General features: G+C 43.8%; 20 protein-coding genes. 17 read left to right on the top strand and 3 right to left on the bottom strand.

Features of this window, described 5'->3' with window-relative positions; translation table 11 throughout:
- Window positions 1–86: 86 nt before the first annotated feature.
- The 3 genes from uvrA to AB6D06_RS09885 form a co-directional block, all read right to left on the bottom strand.
- On the bottom strand, window positions 87–2,918 hold the full coding sequence (gene uvrA / locus AB6D06_RS09895; protein ID WP_017061339.1) for an excinuclease ABC subunit UvrA: 2,832 nt from the start codon (window positions 2,916–2,918) through the stop codon (window positions 87–89).
- 149 nt (window positions 2,919–3,067) lie between these two features.
- On the bottom strand, window positions 3,068–3,940 hold the full coding sequence (gene galU, locus AB6D06_RS09890) for a UTP--glucose-1-phosphate uridylyltransferase GalU (protein WP_017061340.1): 873 nt from the start codon (window positions 3,938–3,940) through the stop codon (window positions 3,068–3,070).
- A gap of 157 nt (window positions 3,941–4,097) precedes the next feature.
- Window positions 4,098–4,745 carry a LuxR C-terminal-related transcriptional regulator gene (locus AB6D06_RS09885; RefSeq protein WP_029235092.1) on the bottom strand — a complete coding sequence of 216 codons (648 nt, stop codon included), beginning with the start codon at window positions 4,743–4,745 and terminating at the stop codon, window positions 4,098–4,100.
- A gap of 278 nt (window positions 4,746–5,023) precedes the next feature.
- Here AB6D06_RS09885 and AB6D06_RS09880 point away from each other — a divergent pair, with 278 nt between their 5' ends.
- From AB6D06_RS09880 to AB6D06_RS09800, 17 genes are all read left to right on the top strand, one after another.
- Window positions 5,024–5,581 carry a single-stranded DNA-binding protein gene (locus AB6D06_RS09880; RefSeq protein ID WP_017061342.1) on the top strand — a complete coding sequence of 186 codons (558 nt, stop codon included), beginning with the start codon at window positions 5,024–5,026 and terminating at the stop codon, window positions 5,579–5,581.
- Window positions 5,582–5,742: 161 nt separating this feature from the next.
- Window positions 5,743–7,758, top strand: a complete 2,016-nt coding sequence (gene csrD / locus AB6D06_RS09875; protein WP_372101021.1) for an RNase E specificity factor CsrD — start codon at window positions 5,743–5,745, stop codon at window positions 7,756–7,758.
- Window positions 7,759–7,760: 2 nt separating this feature from the next.
- Window positions 7,761–9,203 (top strand): MSHA biogenesis protein MshI, encoded by a 1,443-nt coding sequence (locus AB6D06_RS09870; RefSeq protein ID WP_372110153.1) that lies wholly within the window; start codon window positions 7,761–7,763, stop codon window positions 9,201–9,203.
- The gene (gene pilO, locus AB6D06_RS09865; RefSeq protein WP_017061345.1) at window positions 9,203–9,850 is read left to right on the top strand and encodes a type 4a pilus biogenesis protein PilO; all 648 of its coding nucleotides are present in this window, start codon (window positions 9,203–9,205) and stop codon (window positions 9,848–9,850) included. The genes AB6D06_RS09870 and pilO overlap by 1 nt, the downstream gene beginning before the upstream one ends.
- Entirely contained in the window at window positions 9,843–10,175 is a 333-nt protein-coding gene (locus tag AB6D06_RS09860) for a hypothetical protein (RefSeq protein ID WP_017061346.1), read from the top strand. The genes pilO and AB6D06_RS09860 overlap by 8 nt, the downstream gene beginning before the upstream one ends.
- Window positions 10,176–10,190: 15 nt before the next feature.
- Window positions 10,191–11,828 (top strand): pilus (MSHA type) biogenesis protein MshL, encoded by a 1,638-nt coding sequence (mshL, locus tag AB6D06_RS09855; RefSeq protein WP_017065932.1) that lies wholly within the window; start codon window positions 10,191–10,193, stop codon window positions 11,826–11,828.
- 53 nt (window positions 11,829–11,881) lie between these two features.
- On the top strand, window positions 11,882–12,721 hold the full coding sequence (locus tag AB6D06_RS09850) for an ExeA family protein (RefSeq protein WP_017061348.1): 840 nt from the start codon (window positions 11,882–11,884) through the stop codon (window positions 12,719–12,721).
- Between the two features lie 2 nt (window positions 12,722–12,723).
- A complete protein-coding gene (locus AB6D06_RS09845; protein WP_017071536.1) occupies window positions 12,724–13,899 on the top strand; it encodes a lipopolysaccharide assembly protein LapB in 1,176 nt (391 codons plus the stop codon).
- The gene (locus AB6D06_RS09840; protein ID WP_017061350.1) at window positions 13,889–15,613 is read left to right on the top strand and encodes a GspE/PulE family protein; all 1,725 of its coding nucleotides are present in this window, start codon (window positions 13,889–13,891) and stop codon (window positions 15,611–15,613) included. The genes AB6D06_RS09845 and AB6D06_RS09840 overlap by 11 nt, the downstream gene beginning before the upstream one ends.
- Before the next feature lie 12 nt (window positions 15,614–15,625).
- Window positions 15,626–16,849 carry a type II secretion system F family protein gene (locus tag AB6D06_RS09835; protein WP_372101027.1) on the top strand — a complete coding sequence of 408 codons (1,224 nt, stop codon included), beginning with the start codon at window positions 15,626–15,628 and terminating at the stop codon, window positions 16,847–16,849.
- 3 nt (window positions 16,850–16,852) lie between these two features.
- Entirely contained in the window at window positions 16,853–17,308 is a 456-nt protein-coding gene (locus AB6D06_RS09830) for an MSHA biogenesis protein MshF (protein WP_372110152.1), read from the top strand.
- Between the two features lie 79 nt (window positions 17,309–17,387).
- Window positions 17,388–17,963 (top strand): prepilin-type N-terminal cleavage/methylation domain-containing protein, encoded by a 576-nt coding sequence (locus tag AB6D06_RS09825; protein ID WP_372110151.1) that lies wholly within the window; start codon window positions 17,388–17,390, stop codon window positions 17,961–17,963.
- A 35-nt stretch (window positions 17,964–17,998) separates the two neighbouring features.
- Complete coding sequence (locus AB6D06_RS09820; protein WP_017061354.1) at window positions 17,999–18,517, top strand: type II secretion system protein; 519 nt, start codon at window positions 17,999–18,001, stop codon at window positions 18,515–18,517.
- A gap of 150 nt (window positions 18,518–18,667) precedes the next feature.
- Entirely contained in the window at window positions 18,668–19,159 is a 492-nt protein-coding gene (locus AB6D06_RS09815) for a prepilin-type N-terminal cleavage/methylation domain-containing protein (protein WP_372101031.1), read from the top strand.
- Window positions 19,156–19,725 (top strand): prepilin-type N-terminal cleavage/methylation domain-containing protein, encoded by a 570-nt coding sequence (locus AB6D06_RS09810; RefSeq protein ID WP_372101033.1) that lies wholly within the window; start codon window positions 19,156–19,158, stop codon window positions 19,723–19,725. The genes AB6D06_RS09815 and AB6D06_RS09810 overlap by 4 nt, the downstream gene beginning before the upstream one ends.
- On the top strand, window positions 19,725–20,471 hold the full coding sequence (locus AB6D06_RS09805; protein ID WP_050645578.1) for a prepilin-type N-terminal cleavage/methylation domain-containing protein: 747 nt from the start codon (window positions 19,725–19,727) through the stop codon (window positions 20,469–20,471). The genes AB6D06_RS09810 and AB6D06_RS09805 overlap by 1 nt, the downstream gene beginning before the upstream one ends.
- Window positions 20,461–20,889 (top strand): hypothetical protein, encoded by a 429-nt coding sequence (locus tag AB6D06_RS09800; protein ID WP_017080863.1) that lies wholly within the window; start codon window positions 20,461–20,463, stop codon window positions 20,887–20,889. The genes AB6D06_RS09805 and AB6D06_RS09800 overlap by 11 nt, the downstream gene beginning before the upstream one ends.

Below are 20,889 nucleotides of genomic sequence, written 5' to 3'. Positions count from 1 at the left end.
CCTTATAAAAACAGAGCTTGTTCCTTCTGAAACAAGCTCTGTTACTTTAACATTTTTCTGTCTGCCCGCAGGGCGCTATTTTACACCTACTTCAAATTTAACATAGGCTTAAGGAAGCGAGCAGTGTGTGAACCTTCGACTAACGCCACATCTTCAGGTGTACCCTCTGCAACAATCTCACCACCACCTTGCCCACCTTCTGGGCCAAGATCTAGGATCCAGTCTGCTGTTTTAACGACATCTAGGTTGTGCTCAATCACGACAACTGTATTACCGTGATCACGCAGTCTATGTAATACCGTCAGTAGCTGCTGGATATCGTGGAAATGAAGGCCTGTTGTTGGCTCATCGAGAATGTATAAGGTTTTTCCCGTGTCTCGTTTAGACAGTTCACGCGCTAATTTAACACGCTGAGCTTCACCACCAGATAAGGTTGTAGCTGCTTGCCCTAAGCGAATGTAAGAGAGGCCAACGTCCATTAAAGTTTGCAGTTTACGAGCGATAACAGGTACCGGGTTGAAGTATTCACGAGCATCTTCCACAGTCATCTCTAGAACTTCGTCAATGGTTTTACCTTTGTAGCGGACCTCTAGAGTCTCACGGTTATAGCGCTTACCTTTACACACATCACAAGGCACATACACATCGGGTAAGAAGTGCATCTCTACCTTGATTACGCCGTCTCCCTGACAAGCCTCACAACGACCACCACGAACGTTAAAGCTGAATCGACCTGGCTTGTAACCACGAGAACGTGATTCCTGAGTGCCCGCGAATAGTTCACGAATAGGGGTGAAAATCCCTGTGTAGGTCGCAGGGTTTGATCTTGGTGTACGACCGATAGGGCTTTGATCTATGTCGATTACCTTATCAAAATGTTCTAACCCTTTAATCTTTTTGTGCTTTGCTGGAACTGCAGTCGTGGCACCGTTTAATTGAGTGTGGGCGACTTTAAAGAAGGTATCGTTGATAAGCGTTGATTTACCCGAACCTGATACGCCCGTAATACAACTGAACAAGCCAACAGGAATTGTCGCGGTCACATTCTTTAGGTTGTTCCCCGTTGCGCCAACGATCTCGACGACCTTTTTCTTGTCGATAGGCGTTCTCTTTTCAGGCACTGCAATTTCTTTAGCACCGCTCAGGTATTGGCCTGTCAAAGAGTTCGGGTTTTCGATGATGTCTTGCATGGTACCTTCTGCCACCACGTGACCACCGTGCACCCCTGCTCCTGGACCGATATCGATAACATGGTCAGCACAACGAATTGCATCTTCGTCATGTTCCACAACAAGTACCGTATTACCTAAGTCTCTCAGGTGAATTAAGGTTTGCAATAGACGTTCATTATCGCGCTGGTGGAGACCAATTGATGGCTCATCAAGTACATACATAACGCCAACTAAACCGGCACCGATTTGGCTCGCCAAACGAATACGTTGCGCCTCACCACCAGACAGCGTTTCAGCACTGCGTGATAGGTTAAGGTAGTTCAAACCAACGTTGACTAAGAAATGCAGACGATCATTGATCTCTTTCATCACTTTATCTGCGATCTGCCCACGTTGACCGTCTAGCTTCAATTCTTGGAAAAATTGTAGTGCGTCAGCAATGCTAAGTTCAACGATTTCCGGAAGTGTTGTATCACCAATGAAAACATTACGAGCTTCTAATCTCAGGCGAGTGCCATCACAGCTAGAGCACGATTTGGTTGAGATGTATTTAGCAAGATCTTCACGCACTGCGCTCGATTCAGTATCACGGTAACGGCGCTCCAAGGTATTTAAAATGCCCTCAAATGGATGACGCTTAACCCGAATATCACCTCGGTCATTGATGTACTTGAATTCCACTTCAGTACGACCTGATCCTTTTAGAATGATCTCTTGAGTCTTTTTCGGTAGAGAATTAAATGGCGCATACAGATCAAAACCATAATGTTCTGACAGCGACGTTAGCATTTGGAAATAGTAGTAGTTCTTTTGATCCCAACCTTTTATCGCACCTTCAGCAATGCTTAGGTTCTCATCTAAAATCACTCGGCTTGGATCAAAATACTGTTGAACACCAAGACCATCACACGTACCACATGCTCCTGCCGGGTTATTAAATGAGAACAGGCGAGGCTCAAGCTCTTGCATGCTGTAACCACATTTAGGACAAGCGAAGTTAGCAGAGAATACGATCTCTTCTTGATCCGTTTCGTCCATCCAGCCGACGACAGCGATACCGCCAGAGAGCTCTAATGTGGTCTCGAATGACTCGGCTAAACGCTGTTGAAGATCAGGACGAACCTTGAATCTGTCTACCACAACTTCAATGGTGTGCTTCTTATGAAGTTCAAGTGCTGGTGGATCGGATAGATCACAGGTTTCACCATCAATTCGGGCTCGGATAAAGCCTTGCGCAGCTAAGTTTTCCAGTGTTTTAACATGCTCACCTTTGCGCTCTTTGACAATCGGTGCCATCAACATCATCTTTGAGCCTTCAGGCAGTTCTAAGACCTTATCGACCATTTGACTGATGGTTTGTGCTGCTAGAGGGATGTTGTGGTCTGGACAGCGAGGTTCGCCTACTCGCGCATACAATAATCTGAGGTAATCATAGACTTCGGTAATGGTACCGACGGTTGAGCGAGGGTTATGTGAAGTCGATTTTTGTTCTATTGAGATAGCTGGAGACAGACCTTCAATATGGTCGACATCAGGCTTTTCCATAAGAGATAGAAATTGACGAGCGTAAGCAGACAGAGATTCAACATAACGACGCTGACCTTCTGCGTAGAGTGTGTCAAACGCAAGTGACGACTTTCCTGAACCCGATAATCCGGTGATGACAGTCAGTTTGTCACGTGGAATGGTTAGGTTGACGTCTTTGAGGTTATGCGTACGAGCGCCTCTAATTTCTATTTTATCCATCTCAATAGACCATGTAATTTTAAGTGGCTAAAGTATTACATAGAGTGAGATTTGTGCAAAGTTTTACTGGATAAAAAAACAGTAAACAAAAAGGGCGACTCAAAGAGTCGCCCTTTCTAAAATCAGTAACGTTAGTGATTAACCAGTCGTTATGCTTCTTTCTTGGTCGAGTGTTTACCTAGCTCGATTTGCTGCTGGTCTTTCTTGTATAGGTTTTCGAAGCAGTAGTTTGTTGCTTCGATATAGCCTTCAACACTACCACAGTCAAAACGTTGGCCTTTAAATTTGTAAGCCAATACACAGCCTGCTTTTGCCTGTTTTAGCAATGCATCAGTGATCTGGATTTCGCCGCCTTTACCTGGTTCTGTCTGCTCGATTAATTCAAAGATATCTGGAGTCAGAATATAACGACCAATGATCGCTAGGTTGCTTGGTGCTGTACCTTGCTCTGGCTTCTCTACCATGTCATCAACTCGGAAAAGGTCATCTTTGATCATTTCGCCAGAGATAACACCGTACTTGTGAGTCTCTTCTTCTGGAACTTCTTGTACAGCAACAATAGAACAGCGGAACTGTTTGTATAGCGCAACCATCTGAGCTAGCACGCCTTGTTGCTCGTTCACACAAAGGTCATCAGCAAGTACTACTGCGAACGGTTCATCGCCTACAAGTTCGCGACCCGTTAAAATAGCATGGCCAAGGCCTTTCATCTCACGTTGACGAATGTAGGTGAAGTTTGCCGCTTCAATCGTTTCACGGATATTAACCAATAGGTCTTCTTTATTGGTGCCGCTAATCTGGTGCTCAAGCTCGTAGTTTTTATCAAAGTGATCCATGATCGAGTGCTTACCACGTCCAGTAACGATGCACATTCCATCCATACCAGCTTCGATAGCTTCCTCTACACCGTATTCAATCAGAGGCTTGTTTACTACAGGCATCATTTCTTTAGGCATTGACTTGGTTGCAGGTAAAAAACGTGTACCGTAGCCAGCTGCCGGGAAAAGGCACTTTTTGATCATGATAAGACCCTTTATCTATAATAATTATTGATTCAACCTGAGTGGTTGATATTTCTGAGGGCAACTCTAGCATAAGTTATGTCGAAAATTCAGCAACAATAGCCATGGTTTACTAGAGCTTCCCTCAAAATTATCGTCAGACTAAGAGGTGGGTCGATTATGCAAGCAGGTTCTGGTTTGCCCATGCTATCGCTTGAACTCTATTTTTTACCGCAAGCTTACGGAATATTTGATAGAGGTGAGATTTAACCGTGAACTCACTAATAAACAAGTCATCGGCGATTTGTGTGTTTGAAGACCCGGATTGAAGACAGCGAATCACCTGGATCTCACGAATGGTTAAATCAACATTGGTTGGTGTGGTGTTGGTATTGACCATATTGCGATAATAAAACAACAGTTGATTGGTTACCTTCCTTGGCAGCCAGTTATCGCCATCAATGACTTCTTGAAGACCACGAGCAATCTTGTCCTTTTGTTCAGTGTTGTAAAAGAGTCCTTTTAGTACCCCATAGGTAAGAAGCTCTGAGGTTGGAAGTTGCTGGGGGACATTGAATAAAATGATTTCGTGATTTTTCCACATAACAGTCAGGTTAGGACAAATAATCAGTAGTTGTGGTACCTCTCTGTAATCGACGAGCAAGATCCGGTTACTCCGCTTTCTATCAACTAGCATTAATTCGTCGGGTGTCATTTTGTAGAGAACAATAGATAAATGCTTTTCTATCTCTTTTACATGTAGATAGGTATCGTTTGGGTCGATGCACAGAAAGTGTAAAGTGCGAGCGTATCTTGATTTTCTCATTGAAACGTCCTGTTTGAGTGGGATTAGATTCCACGTTGTCATGCAGGCTTTAGCTTCTCTAGCGCCTTGATAGTGACTTGCGTTGAATATCAATTATCAAAGTAAATGAGTGGTTTGTAAGTGGAGAAAAAAGCAACATCGCTCTGAATATCATGATTTGTTACGTTTTTATTCTTTGTAGTGAGGAGAGAATAGGAATGCGATTTATCACTGTAGAAAAGCATGCTATTCTTGTGCGCTAAAATTTTCTGAGACTATGAATTTAGACGGAGCAAATCATGGCTAGCCGTGGAGTTAACAAAGTTATATTAGTGGGTAACCTAGGTAATGACCCTGAAATTCGTTACATGCCAAATGGCGGCGCAGTAGCGAACATTACCATTGCAACGTCAGAGTCATGGCGTGATAAAGCAACTGGCGAGCAGCGTGAAAAAACAGAATGGCACCGTGTTGCTCTGTTTGGCAAGCTTGCGGAAGTTGCTGGTGAGTACCTACGTAAAGGTTCTCAAGTTTACATTGAAGGTCAACTTCAAACTCGTAAATGGCAAGATCAAAGCGGTCAAGATCGCTACACAACTGAAGTGGTTGTTCAAGGCTTCAATGGTGTAATGCAAATGCTTGGCGGCCGTGCTCAAGGTGGTGCTCCTGCTCAAGGTGGCATGGGTAACAACCAACAGCAAGGTGGTTGGGGTCAGCCACAGCAGCCACAACAACAGCAACAACAATACAGTGCTCCCGCTCAACAGCAGCCAAAAGCACCTCAACAAGCTCCTCAGCAGGCTCAACCTCAATATAATGAGCCGCCAATGGATTTTGATGATGACATCCCATTTTAGTCCCTGTTTTTAATATATTATAAAGACAGTATTAAATTGGAAAAAGCCGCGTTCATCGCGGCTTTTTGTTACCTACAATTCTTAACGCTTTATTTACAACGTCAATTTATAGTATAAGTAGCAATACGGTATAATGTGAGTTGAAAAGGATTTCGTTATTCATGAGATATACCCCGACACTAAAATTGAGCACTCGATTGGTCGCATTTGTCACCGTGATAGTGATCAGCGCGATGTTCATTCTTTTTATTGGTGGCACACTTTCCTTTAAGCGTATTGGACAGGAATATTTAGACCATTATTTGGTTGGCATTGTCGACGTTGTAGATAAAGAGATGGAAGACCCTGACGCCGCGTATTCAATGCAGCGTTGGATGCCTAAGATGTTGCAGGCGAGCAATATTGTTGAGATGAAACTCTCGAACAAGACCGGCATCGTTTATCGTTTCAAAGATACCTCCCCACAAATTGATCCCAATCGTCTTTATGAGAAAAGCTTCATTTTAGAGCGTAATGAAGGCTACCGAATCGAATTTAAAGCACTTCCTCCTTATATTGGCTACAACTACTCAATGGAAGCGATGTGGTCAATTACTTTGGCTGTCGCATTGGTTCTGTTCTGTCTTGCTCGCGGTGTTCGTTGGTTGAAAGAACAACTCATGGGTTCTGAAATCTTGGAAGAGCGAGGAAGAATGATCTTGGCCGGTCAGGTTGAAGCTCATGCAAAGGGAGATGAGCGAGAGTGGCCTTATACCGCAAGCGAAGCCTTAGATGTATTGATTGAAGAGCTACAAGATGCTCGTCAAGAACGAAGTCGCTTTGATACCTTTATTCGTACCCATACTTTCCTAGATAAACTCACGGGAACGGCAAACCGAGTTTTATTCGATAATAAGCTGGAATCGGCACTGCATGAAAGTGGTGCTCGAGGCGGTGTGTTACTGATACGTATCGACGAATGGGAGCAAGTTAGTGATGCTAACGATAAGCAAACCACAGACGGCTTTATTATTGAAGTCGGTGAAGTACTGTCGAATATCGTTCAACGCTATCCCGATGTCATTTTTTCTCGCTATTACGAAGCGGACTTTGCTGTATTTATCCCTCATCAGGGCGCAAAAGATATTGCTACCTTGGCTGCTCAGTGTTTAAGGCAGTTAGATAAGCTAACTCCGCCAGAGCCTTTAGAGTCGGATAACTGGTGTCATATTGGTGTGACCATGTATACCGAAGGTGAGCGTCATAGCCAGATCATGGATGAAACGGAAACGGCACTAAAGAGTGCTCAGTTAGAGCGTATTAATAACTGGAGCCGTTACCCGAAAGAGAATAAGAATGAGCTTGATAGAGGCAGTGTTCGTTGGAGAACATTACTTGATAAAGCGCTGCTTCCTGAAAATTTAGTAATCTTTGCTCAGCGGTGTTATCTTATGCCGGAACCTGGTCAAGTTAATGAATTGCATAGAGAAATATTTACTAGAATTCAGGATCCTGACAAAGGTTTATTGAAATCGTCTCGATTTATGCCTGCGGTAGAGCAAGTGGGTTATCAAGCTCAAATGGACCAATCGGTTCTAAAGGTTGTGTTGAAATCGTTGAAAGAATCAACTCAACCTATCAACTATTCAGTGAATCTGAATGTTACCCCGTTTGCTAATAAACAGCACTTTAAGTGGTTTAGGAGTGAGTTGTTACAGCTCTCTGCTCAACACCGCTCTCAGCTTGCGTTTGAGTTTCCAGAAGGGCACTTGATTGCTCATCTTGATTATATGAGACCGGTGGCAAAGATGTTGCGAGGTTTAGGGTGTAAAGTTGTGGTTGGCCAAGCTGGGCGAACCATTGTTAGCACTCACTATATAAAGGATTTGAAGGTTAATTATATTAAGCTTCATCGAAGCCTAATAAAGAAAATCGATCAAAGGCATGAGAACCAACTGTTTGTTCGAAGCTTAATTGGGGCGTGTGGTGATTCTCCAACTCAAGTTATTGCTGTTGGAGTCGAGACAAAACAAGAAAAGAATACCTTGATAGAGTTAGGCATTAACGGCTATCAAGGGAGATATTTCGACGAAGAACAACAAATTATCCCTTTGCCTAATCAAGCAGAAAAAGCCGCGAAAGCGGAATCTGTTGTCAAAGTTGGACGAAGAAATCGATGGCGTAAGAGTAGTAGTTAAGAATGAATTTTAAAGCGATTTTAGACAAAATAAAGCCAACGAATAATAAAGGTAGCTCGCAAGTTGTCTTGCTGGGCAATGACGCCATTTATATTTCATCGACAGAACAAGATCCTCAAGTAGCCAGCATTCCCGTGGTTAATGGGGACTGGGAGAGTGCGCTAAAAAAATCGCTTAGCAGTGAGGCGTTTACCAGTAATAGCGTCCAACTGATTGTCTGTGCTAACTACTACCAAACCTACCAAATTGATAAACCGGACATTCCAGAGAGTGAATGGTCGGTAGCACTGCCTTTTTTACTCAAAGATCTTGTTTCAGAAAGAGTCACGGAAATTACTGCGAGTGCGGTCGCGTTACCAACGTCGAACAAGCTGCAAGTATATGTCCTGCCTAAAAAGCTGTTGGACAAGCTTTTGAATATCACTAATTCGGCTCAGGTTGAATTAATAGGTGTTGCTCCTGAAGATGAAATCTGGGGTTACAGTGCAGGCGAACTGTCTAATTTCATTCTTTTACAACGTAGCGTCAATTCACACTTTAAATTGGGTGCGTTTGTCGAAAATACCGTTTGTTTTCAAAGAACCATCCGCAGTGTTGTGCCACCTTTAACGGGTGTTGCGTCAAGTGCTCTGCAGTTAGATGGCCTCGCTTTAGAGCTTCAACGCTCGATTGATTACCTTTCTTCTCAAATTAAAGGCACCCAGCTTCACCAGCTTAAAATCTGTTGTGACGAAGAAGATGAAGCAGAGTTACAAAGTGCCTTAAACAGTACATTGAGCTCGACAGTTTCACTGTTGGTTGAAGGTAAGCGTGATAATTCAGAGAGTTTGTTGCTTAAACTTGCAGCTGAAAAAGAGACGTTTAAGGTCAATCTTTACCCTGAACACCTTAAGCCTAAAAAAGAATATTTTACGCTGACCAATGTTGTTGCGAGCTGGGGAGTAGTTTGTGTTTTGATGCTTGGTGGTTACTTCGCAATGCAGTATCAAGTTTCTAATCTAGATAAAGAGCTAACAGCCCTGCAACAAGACTCGAATCAACTTAACAAGCAAGTTAACCAATTGAATAGTAAGTTAACTCAGCATAAACCGTCTCCAGAGAAAGTCGCGGCGGTTGCGCGTCTCAAACGTGAGACTGAGGCTAAAAAAGAGGCTTTGAAGGCTGTTGGACAATACGACGAATCCCAACAAGTCGGGTATTCTGGCGTCATGAATTCCTTAGCTAAATTAGGCCGAAATGACATTTCTCTTTCGCACATCTACATGACCCACGATACTTTAGATCTTAGTGGCTTGGCTCGTAACGCAAATGTCGTTCCGAACTGGATTGGTCAGTTTAAAAGTGAGCTTAATTTAGTCGGACGCACTTTTGAAAAACTAAAAATTGGCCGTAATGATCAGGATGTGGTGACGTTTGAGCTAAGTACTCGTCGGGAGAGTAAATAATGCAGCAGTGGAACCAGCTGAGCGATAAGTTTCTTGCATTAAGTCAAAGAGAAAAATGGCTACTTTTTGTGTGTGGTTTTGTTGGCCTATCGATGTTGTTGTTCACCTTATTGGTTGAGCCTGCGTATCTCGATCTACAAGCTAAAAATGCCAAGGCGAGCAGCCTGACTCAATCGAATCAAAGGCAGCAAGGTGAGTTACTTGTTCTGCAAGCTCAGTTAAACAAAGACCCAGACAAAGAAATTAATCGAGAGTACAAAAAGCTGCTGGTGGAGAGCCAAGATCTCTCTCTTCAGCTTTCTCAGATTGTTGATGGATTAATCACACCTTCTCAAATGTCGCAGTTACTGGAGAGCGTTCTTAACGCCGGTAATGGACTAAAGCTTGAATCGCTAGAGTCATTAAAACCAGAAGCGATTTCGAACAATAAAGAGACCAGCGAATATTCAGGCTACTTTCTTCACCCTGTAAGAATGGAGCTAACCGGCAGTTACTTTGATATCTCAGCTTACCTTCAAGCACTTGAGTCTCTACCTGTGAGTTACTACTGGCGCACATTTGAATACTCAGTAGAAGAATATCCTAAAGCTCGACTGGTGTTCGAGGTTTACACATTAGGTACTAGACAGGAGTTTATCGGTGGTTAGAACTCTTTTGTTGTCCTTGCTATTTAGTAGCTCTTTTGTGTGGGCTGAGCAAGATCCCACGGCGCCATTAGGCTGGCTTTCACCTCAACAGAAAACGGCGCCTGCTAAGAAAGCACCAACTCGTTATCGCTTGCCTTCTTTAGAAAGTATCGTGTGTAAGGGAGATACGCCTTGTTATGCGATTATGAATGGTCAGATTCTCGGACAAGGGGAAACGATCAGAGGGTACCGAGTTAAGAACATAGATCCAGAATACGTCACTCTGCAGAGAAGCTCTAAGCAGTGGAAATTAGAGATGTTCTCTTTAGATGTTAAGAATAATTAAGGTTAGAGTGAAGACATGCGTAAACTTGTAGTAGCAATCCTAGTGTCATCTTTAGTCGGCTGTTCGATGGGGCATAGAGATCCTGTTGAGATTAAAGAGTCTTTAAACGAATCAATTAATGAAGCCAATAGCAGAGCGCTTCATGAGTTGCCTTCGTCGGTTCAAGATGACCTTATGCCTCAGCTTAATTCTGACTCGATGTCTCCGGGGATGGAAACGGTTAAGCGTTTTCGTATTCAGGCAAAAGGCGTTGAAGCGAGAACTTTTTTTGCCAGCTTAGTGAAAGGTACGGAATATAGTGCGGCTATTCACCCAAGTGTGTCTGGAAACCTTACGCTTAATCTAACGGACGTGACGTTAGATGAGGTACTGGCTGTTGCTCAAGATATGTATGGCTACGATATTGAAAAGCGTGGCAAAGTGATTCAAGTTTATCCTGCCGGTCTTCGCACCGTAACGATCCCTGTCGATTACTTACAAGTTAAGCGCTCTGGTCGCTCACTAACGACGATCACCACCGGTACGATCTCTAACTCAGATTCGAATTCATCGAGCTCTTCAAACTCGAACTCAAATTCGTCAAATTCATCTAACTCTTCTAATTCATCAAACTCGACATCGAATGGTGGTACAGAGATTGAAACGACCTCTGAAAGTGATTTTTGGCCACAGCTTGAAGCGGCGGTTGCTCACTTAATTGGCTCGGGCGATGGGCAAAGCGTTGTCGTGACCCCGCAAGCGAGTGTGATTACAGTGCGTGCTTACCCTGACGAAATTCGTGAGGTTCGAGAGTTCTTAGGTATTTCTCAAAAACGCCTGCAGCGTCAAGTTATCCTAGAAGCCAAAATCATGGAAGTAACCTTGAGTGATGGTTACCAACAAGGTATTAGCTGGTCTAATTTATCTAAGTCGATTGGCAGCGGCGGTGTGGTAATTGATCGACCTGGTGGAACTTTGCCTCCATTAGATGCGATCAGCTCTTTGTTAGGCGGGCAAACCAACGTAACGATCTCAGATGGCAGTTTTGAAGCGGTATTGAGCTTTATGGATACTCAAGGTGACCTGAACGTTCTATCAAGCCCACGAGTCACAGCTGCAAACAACCAGAAAGCGGTTATCAAAGTGGGTACTGACGAATACTACGTGACGGATTTATCTAGCGCGGTAGGCAGTGGTGACAACGCGAACGTCGCACCTGAGGTTGAGTTAACTCCGTTCTTTTCGGGTATCTCCTTAGATGTGACCCCTCAGATAGATGATAAAGGTAGCGTATTCTTACATGTTCACCCAGCCGTTATTGAGGTCGAGGAAGAAGTGAAAGAGCTCAACCTTGGTTCTACAACGGGTGTGGTGCAGCTTCCTTTGGCGAAAAGCTCTATTCGTGAGTCTGACTCAGTGATTCGAGCTCGAGATGGCGATGTGGTTGTTATTGGTGGTTTGATGAAATCCAACACCAGTGATGTGACCTCTAAAGTTCCATTCCTCGGTGATATTCCAGCCTTAGGTCATTTGTTCCGTAACACCAATCAGTTAACGCAAAAAACTGAACTCGTGATCTTGCTTAAGCCAACGATCGTGGGTGTGAATACTTGGCAAAATGAGTTGGAGCGTTCACGTGATCTTCTTCAGCAGTGGTTCCCTGATGAAGAGTAATTGCTTACTTTCTCAATATAGAGTGGCAGTGTCTCACTAAGCTAGGTCGTCGTATGTATCAAGCTCACTTTGGTTTTGAACAACTGCCATTTACCTTAACGCCGAATACCGATTTCTTCTATGGTTTAGCGCCTCATTTCGAAGCGATTCAGACGGTAATCTCGGCGTTGGAAATGGGCGAGGGCGTGATTAAGGTGACCGGAGAGGTAGGCACTGGAAAAACCATGGTTTGCCGGATGTTGGTCAATCACCTACATGACTGTACAGCTCTGATCTACTTACCAAACCCTGTGTTATCAGGGGCAGACTTGCGCCAGGCGGTTGCAACAGAGCTTGGTTTAGCTGTCGATAATGAAGCAACCTTGGTTGATAACATTCAGCATAAGCTCATTGAATTGCACAATTCTGGTTTAAGAGTGGTGGCTATTCTTGATGAAGCTCAGGCTCTATCGGATGAAGCGCTCGAAACATTAAGGTTGTTTGGTAACCTTGAAACGGAAGATAAAAAACTGCTGCAGATTGTTCTATTAGGTCAGCCAGAATTGGATGCTCGATTAGAGGCTTATCACCTAAGGCAGTTTCGCCAAAGAATCACATTTAGTTCGACACTGAGACCGCTGAATCTCGATGAAACGGTGGCTTATATTGATAATCGAATCGCTAAATCTGGTGGCAGTCCTGAGTTATTCAGCTTGAATCAAAAAAAGGCGATCTGTCGTTCGTCGTTAGGTATCCCTAGATTGATAAACCAACTTTGCCATAAGGCTCTATTGCTTTCGTTCAGTGAAGATAAGAAAAGTATCGACAACCAACATCTTTTTTCAGCTATGCATGAAACGTACGATGTGTGTAAGCCTAAATTTAAAACGCCAATACTGTGGGGTTGGAATTAATTATGAGCGTCATTAACAACGCCTTGTCTGAATTGGCAAAGAAAAAGTCAGCGACTTCGATTGAAGCGGCAGTCGTACCTAAAGTAAAAACGCGTTCCCCCCTAGTTTGGGTTGTTGCAGGTTTTACTTTGAGCTTAGCGATGGGCGGTTGGGCGATATCGCAAGGCCCTGTGATTGATCAGTCTATTGTTGAGCAGTCAATCTCAACTCGAGATTTACAGGTTCAAGTCTCTGTCGTTGATGATTCAAATGGCATTCAGGAAGTTGCTCAACCTATCTCATCGCCAACTAAGAAATTGGTGACACTAGACTCTGCGATCCTTTCAACAGAAAACACTGCGATGGCAAAAAGCGCTCAATCTAAGCCTAGTGTTTCCGAATCAGTTGTTATGTCTGCCCCAAAAGCGACAAAACAACAAACACCGGCTAAACCTCTAAGCACGCCTAAAACGATTAGGACTGACATCCCCCAACCAGTTTACGTTGCTAGTGTGGCCAAAAAAGATCCTGCGTCTATCTCTAATGAGCCTATAACCTCTGGTGGTTCAGAAAATAGCGGAATGTTGATCGAGCAGGTTGAGTTAACTCCGGAACAGCTATCTGTGAATGCACAAGGTCGAGCTCAGAAAGCGCTTGATGCGAACGATCTTACTGGTGCGTTGAAAGGTTATACCGAGGCGCTGCGTTATACCCCAAGAAATGAAGATGTCCGTCAGAAACTTGCGATTCTCTATTTTGGTAAAGGCGATACTCGCAAAGCCTATGAGCTTTATCAGTCTGGTATCAAGCTCAACATCAACAGTGAAAAACTGCGTTTAGGGTTATCAAAACTGCTGGTAAAAGCGAATCAATCAGAAGCGGCTTTAAGTCCGTTAATACATTTACCACCGAACCCTACCCAAAATTATTTGGCGATGCGTGCGGCCTTGAGTCAAAAGAGTCAGCAAGAAGAAGTGGCATTGGAAAGTTACCAAAAGTTGGTTGAGGTCGATTCAGATAATGCTCGCTGGTGGTTAGGCTTAGCGATTCAGCAAGAACGTCAACTCGATTTCACAGCTGCTAAAGCGTCATACCAAGGTGCGTTAACCAGAGTCGGTATCTCATCTCAATCACAAAGCTTTGTGCGTGACCGGTTAAAAATACTCAATGCTTTAGAGGAGAGCGGCGATGCAAATTAGATTAAGAAAAAGACTTGGTGATTTGCTTGTCGAAGAAGGCATTATCACTGAGGCTCAAGTTGAACAAGCACTGGCCGCTCAGAAAAGTACTGGGCGTAAGCTGGGTGATGCGCTAATTGAGCTTGGCTTCTTGTCAGAACAGCAAATGCTGAGCTTTTTGTCGCAGCAGTTAGCGATTCCTCTTATTGATTTAAGCCGAGCCGTTGTCGATGTTGAAGCAGTACAGCTTTTACCCGAAGTACATGCTCGTCGCCTTCGTGCATTGGTTATTGGACGCCAAGGTGACACTTTGCGTGTTGCAATGAGTGACCCTGCGGATCTGTTTGCCCAAGAGTCTTTGCTTGGTCAGCTCGGCGATTACGCGCTGGAATTCGTTGTTGCTCAAGAAAGGCAATTGGTTGATGGCTTCGATCGCTATTATCGAAGAACCAAAGAGATTGCCTCGTTTGCTGAGCAACTTCACGCTGAACACCAAGTTAATGATGCCTTTGATTTCGATATCGCTGAAGAAGACAGTGATGAAGTTACCGTCGTTAAGCTGATCAACTCGCTATTTGAAGATGCTATTCAGGTTGGCGCTTCGGATATTCATATCGAGCCAGATTCAAACGTATTGCGTCTTCGTCAGCGTATTGATGGTGTGCTGCATGAAACATTGCTGAATGAGGTGAATATTGCTTCGGCACTTGTACTGCGCTTGAAGCTGATGGCAAACCTCGATATCTCAGAGAAACGTCTTCCTCAAGATGGTCGCTTTAATATCCGAGCTAAAGGTCAGTCGGTTGATATTCGTATGTCGACCATGCCAGTACAGCACGGTGAATCAGTGGTTATGCGTCTTCTTAACCAGTCAGCAGGCCTACGTAAACTAGAAGAGTCGGGCATACCGAGTGATCTGTTGGTTCGTCTGCGTCAACAATTGCGCCGTCCACATGGCATGATTTTGGTTACCGGACCAACCGGCTCAGGTAAAACAACAACCTTATACGGCGCGTTAAGTGAATTAAACGAACCGGGTAAAAAGATCATTACTGCGGAAGACCCGGTGGAATACCGCCTACCTCGTGTGAATCAAGTTCAGGTAAACCCTAAGATCAATCTCGATTTCTCTACTATCTTGAGAACCTTTCTACGTCAGGATCCCGATATTATTCTTATCGGTGAGATGCGTGACCACGAAACCGTTGAGATAGGCTTGAGAGCTGCACTGACCGGCCACTTAGTATTAAGTACGTTACATACCAATGATGCGGTAGACAGCGCGTTGCGTATGATGGATATGGGTGCTCCGGGTTACTTGGTCGCGAGCGCTGTTCGAGCAGTAGTCGCACAGCGATTAGTTCGTAAAGTGTGTACAGATTGTAAGGTTGAGGATGAGTTAGATGAACCTCGCAAGCAATGGCTGAGCGTCCGTTTCCCTAACCAAGTAGGTGTGCCGTTTATGAAAGGCCGTGGTTGCCAGAACTGTAACTTAACGGGTTACCGCGGGCGAATTGGTGTATTTGAAATGTTGGAGCTAGAGCAAAACATGATGGATGCACTGAGAGCTAATGATGCGGTAGGTTTTGCTCAAAAGGCGAGACAGTCTGAAAACTATAAACCGTTATTGGCTTCTGCGATGGAATTGGCTCTGCAAGGTGTCGTGAGTCTTGATGAGATAATGCATCTTGGCGAAGGTGATGCGTCCGGTGCCACTGACCCAATTTATCTGTAGGGGTAGAATGATATGCCAACGTATCGTTATGTAGGTCGCAGCTCTGATGGTAGTCAAGTAAGTGGGCAATTAGACGCGAATAACGAAGATCTTGCTGCTGAAAGCTTGATGAGTAAAGGGATCATTCCAACCTCTATCAAACTGAGCAAAAGTGGTGGTTCAGTCTTAGATATGGATGTATCGAGTCTGTTCTTTCCGAGTGTACCGTTAGAGGTGTTGGTTCTGTTTTGTCGACAGTTATACAGCCTAACCAAAGCGGGTGTACCACTATTAAGATCGATGAAAGGCCTCACTCAAAACTGCGAAAATAAGCAGCTGAAAGCCGCCTTGGAAGAGGTGGTTGCTGAGCTAACCAATGGTCGCGGCTTAGCGGCGTCAATGCAGATGCACCCAAAGGTATTCAGTCCGTTGTTTGTCTCGATGATTGGCGTTGGTGAAAACACAGGCCGTCTAGATCAGGCTTTACTGCAATTAGCTGGATATTACGAACAAGAAGTTGAGACTCGCAAACGAATTAAGACTGCGATGCGTTACCCAACATTCGTGATCAGTTTTATCTTGATTGCAATGTTCATTCTTAACATCAAGGTTATTCCACAGTTCTCAAGCATGTTTGCGCGCTTTGGTGTCGACTTGCCGCTGCCTACTCGTATCTTGATTGGTATGTCTGAGTTCTTTGTGAATTACTGGGGCTTAATGCTTGGAGTGATCTTTGGTCTTATCTTCGCTTTTAAAGCTTGGGTGAAGACAGACAAAGGCTTGGAAAAGTGGGATCGATTACGCTTAAAAATACCGGTCATTGGCGGGGTAGTGAATCGAGCACTATTGTCACGCTTCTCGCGTACTTTTGCTTTGATGCTTAAAGCGGGTGTTCCACTGAACCAGTCGCTAGCGCTTTCGGCGGAAGCTTTAGATAACCGTTTTCTAGAGTTGCGAGTTCAAGCGATGAAGTCGGCCATTGAAGCCGGTAGCACGGTTTCATCGACCGCGATTAACAGCGAAATTTTCACACCGCTCGTGATACAAATGATTTCAGTTGGTGAAGAGACGGGCCGTATTGATGAGCTCTTACTTGAAGTAGCTGATTTTTATGACCGCGAAGTCGATTACGATCTGAAAACTTTGACCGCCAGAATTGAACCCATTTTGTTAACCATCGTTGCGGGCATGGTGCTGATTTTGGCGCTAGGTATATTTTTGCCGATGTGGGGAATGTTGGATGCAATCAAAGGCTAGGGAATGCTAAATAACCTACAACGCTCACGTTTTGTTATTTGGACTGTGGTTATTCTTTTTCTTATTGTCGGTGTGCTTTCTGCATTCAAAACGGTAGAAGAGGAAGCGACTAACACGGCATTTATCGTCGCGAGCAAGCGGATTTTAGAGCAAGCCAATTTGTTCAAACAGCAATATTTGTTATCGGGTGCTGGGCAAGAAGAAGGCTCGGAACCCCCCAAAATCTATAGCAGAACTGGATGGGTAATGCCTATCCAAGGTATGGAGCGAGACTGTAACTATTGGCTGGATCAATTATATCCTCAAGGGAGTATTTTAGGGCTAAGCTCTCCAAGTATTGAAGATAAAAGTGATAACATACAGTTTCACTGTAGTTATCATTATACTGATAAATATCAGATAGATATATTGCTCGAAAGAGAAAGGTTTAGTGTGAAAGCCAATATTTTGGCTTTGTGAAAATATTGACAGTTTTTTTATGGTTTTATACGAGCACGAATGTATAATGCGCGTTAATAATTAGATGAGTAGGTAGAAAATGCTTAAGAATCAAAAGGGTTTCTCCCTTGTCGAATTAGTCATAGTGATCGTAGTCGTTGGTTTATTGGCGGTTGCCGCCCTACCTCGCTTCTTAGATGTGACAGATGAAGCCAAGAAATCAAGCATTGAAGGCGTTGCTGGTGGTTTTGCGACAGCAGTACTGTCGGCAAGAGCACAGTGGGAAGCAGAAGCTAGGCCATCAGAGAAGATAGGTGTTGAAACATACAATACTGTAAATTATGATGGTGTTGATTTTTGGTTAACAAGATCAAAGAACAGTAACAACGTCGAGACCGACTTTCGTGATGGCTATCCGTGGACTCTGAACAATAATTCGAGCACTGCTCCACAAGATATTTCAGACCAAACATGTTCTGAGTTGATGGAAAACTTGCTGCAAAATCCACCTAAAGTAGGTGCGGTTTCAGATGTAGCGAACGACTCAAACTACAAGTATTCAGCGCAAGCGAATTCAGCTGATGCAACCTGTACTTACGTTCAATTAGAAGGTAGTACAGAACATGAATTTGTTTACGAAATTAAAACTGGTCGTGTGACCGTAACTTTGCAGTAAGTCTGCGTAAAATTAAACATAGAGAGAGCTTAACTATGAAAAGACAAGGCGGTTTCACCCTAATCGAACTAGTGGTTGTAATTGTTATTCTAGGTATTCTTGCTGTAACTGCGGCACCGCGTTTCCTAAACCTGCAAGATGATGCTCGCACTGCAACATTAGAGGGCTTACGTGGGGCTGTAGCAGGAGCCATGGGGATCTCTTATGGTAAAGCGGCAATCAACGGCATTGAAGCTACAACATATACTGCTTTTACTGATGATGATAATCCAGGTACTGTAGTTGAAGGTATAGCACATAGTTTTGGTTACCCTGTTGCTGTTAACGATGAAACTGCTAACCAAGGCGGTATCATGCAAACCTTAGATGTATCAAATGAGTTCGTGGTTTTAGATAGCTCTGAAGATGATGCAACTGACCCTACAAATACTACTATTGACATTGGTATAGACGGATACACTGTGCAATGTGTTCAGTATACAGCAGCTATTGATGCGAATACGCCTGCGACTGTATTGATTGTTGATGGTGCCGATGGAAACTGTGGCTTATAATCTCCAGTGAATATTATCTAGATTTTAGGCCGGCTTTTGTCGGCCTTTTTCTTCCTATCGCTCATAAATATTAAAACTATTCATATACATAAGATCGTAAACTTCGTTATCTTGTATAATCAGTATTCGCTTGGCAGTTAGAGGCTCATTATGGATAGCAGCCCCATACCCAAAGGCTTTACTCTAGTAGAGCTGATCATCGTTATCATTATCCTCGGTATTGTTTCTACCTTTGCCGCTAGCCGCTTCGTAGGTACCTCTAGCTATTCTACTTTTACTGCGCAAGAGCAAACCATTTCCGTAATTCGCCAAATCCAAGTCAATCGAATGCAATCGAACGTTTCAGCGGCTAATGACAGTTTTCGCCTTGCTATAAATAGTAACTGTCTAGGTTCTGTCACCGCTTGCAGTTTAAATCTATCGAACAGCGCTCAAAAGTCACAAGCCGATGCGCGTAGTGATTATGTACGTATATCAGATATAACGTTTTCTCCAGCGAATACTGTTATCGACTTTGATTTATTGGGGAACCCTTCAGTAAGTGCTGGGGTGAATATTACGATTAACTCAACCACTTCGAGCAATAGCGCCCAAGTCTGTATTAATTCTCAAGGTTATGTGCGTGAGGGAGCATGTCTATGATTCGCTCACGTGGTTTTACTCTGATTGAAAGTATTGTTGTGATTATCGTTTTGGGTATTGCGATGGTCACGATTACCAGTTTTTTGGCACCACAAGTGGCAAGTTCAGCAGACCCACAGTATCAAAACCGTTCCGTGGCCTTAGGTCAGAGTTTGATGAACCAAATGTTGGCACGTGGTTTTGATGAACACAGTGATTTTGATGGTGGTCTGGTGCGTTGTGGGGATGCAGGTGCGACTGCTTGTTCTGCTCCCTATGAACTGGGAGTGGATGGGGCAGAGACTGCGCCCGCTGCTTTTAATGATGTCGATGATTATATTGGATGCTGGTACACCGATACCACTGAATCAGCATGTGTATCACCTATTAAGTACCCACTTGCTAATATCCTAGATGAAAATATCGAAGACAGTTATGCCAATTTTAGAGTTGAGGTCTTGGTGTTTTATGACGAAGACATGGACGGGCTTAACGACAATGTAATTGGCACGATGAAGCGCGTTGAGTTACAGATCTTTGGTGGTAACAACCGCTACAGCGTTATCGCTTACAAGGGGAACTACTGATGAAGCAACGTGGTTTTACCTTAATTGAGATGATTGTAACGATTGTCGTCGTAGGTGTGATTGGTTTAGCGATCGCAGGCTTTGTTGAATACGGCATGAAAGGTTATGTCGACACTATCGATAGACAAAAGGTGCAAGTAAAAGGGCAGTTTGTTGTTGAGAAAATGTCGCGAGAAATCAGTCATGCGGTCCCTAATAGTTTTGATTCGAGTATTACTCCGGCTTCGGTTTTTGCTCAAAAATGTCTTACCTTTTACGCTATTAAGTACTCAGGCTTTTATCACCTTGATGAAGCGACAGATGAACTGAATTTTATTATCGGCCAAGACTCCCCAATACTCGATGCAGATGATTTCCTTATTATTAACCCAACCGCGTACTCGGAGTTGGTGGCTGGTTCAACTAAGCGAATTCCTGTGTCGGGGTTAGTCTCAACGAGCAATGTGTTTACCGCTTCTTCGGTAAGTTTGAGTAGTCAATCTATTGCTAAACGTCATTATATTTACGATGACAGTGATAGTGCTCCGGTGAGTTACTGTTTAGTAAACGATACTATTCAGAATCAAGGTTTAATCCAGCGTAACGGAGTCACTGTGGCGGATAGCATCAATTATGCCGACAGTAATTTTCGTTACGAAGAGCCAAGTTTACAAAGAGGTGGCGTGATTCACATCGATCTTGTACTTGAGCAAAACAACGAAGTAAGTGTTTACCAACAAGATGTGCAGGTACTCAATGCGCCATAGAAAATCATCTCAACAAGGCAGTGTTTTGGTCGTCGCGATATTTGTTATTGTGGTGATGGGCTTCCTTGCGACTTCTTTAGTACAGGTCCAGTGGTCAAATCACGACACATTGACACGTAAGCAGCTTGGAACTCAGGCTTGGCTGCTTGCACACTCCGCGAATGAGTGGGCACTTACTCAAGTTTATCCACTAACGGTTTCGCCTGCGGTTTCAACAAGTGTGAGCACTGTGTGTAGCAACTTAAACTCAAATCAAGTGAGTAGTGGGATGTCGACTATCTGTACCGTCGATGAGTTAACTTGCAGTCAGATCGGAGTGTTAGATGGTGTTGGCTTTTTCAAAATAGAATCAACGGCAATCTGTGGCTCGGGGATTAACCAAGTTCAACGTATTCAAGAAGTTTGGGTGAGGGAATAA

The sequence above is a fragment of the Vibrio sp. 10N.239.311.G01 genome (assembly GCF_041465805.1).
In the GTDB taxonomy this organism is placed as follows: domain Bacteria; phylum Pseudomonadota; class Gammaproteobacteria; order Enterobacterales; family Vibrionaceae; genus Vibrio; species Vibrio crassostreae_C.
This window is presented reverse-complemented; position numbering and strand designations above follow the sequence as displayed.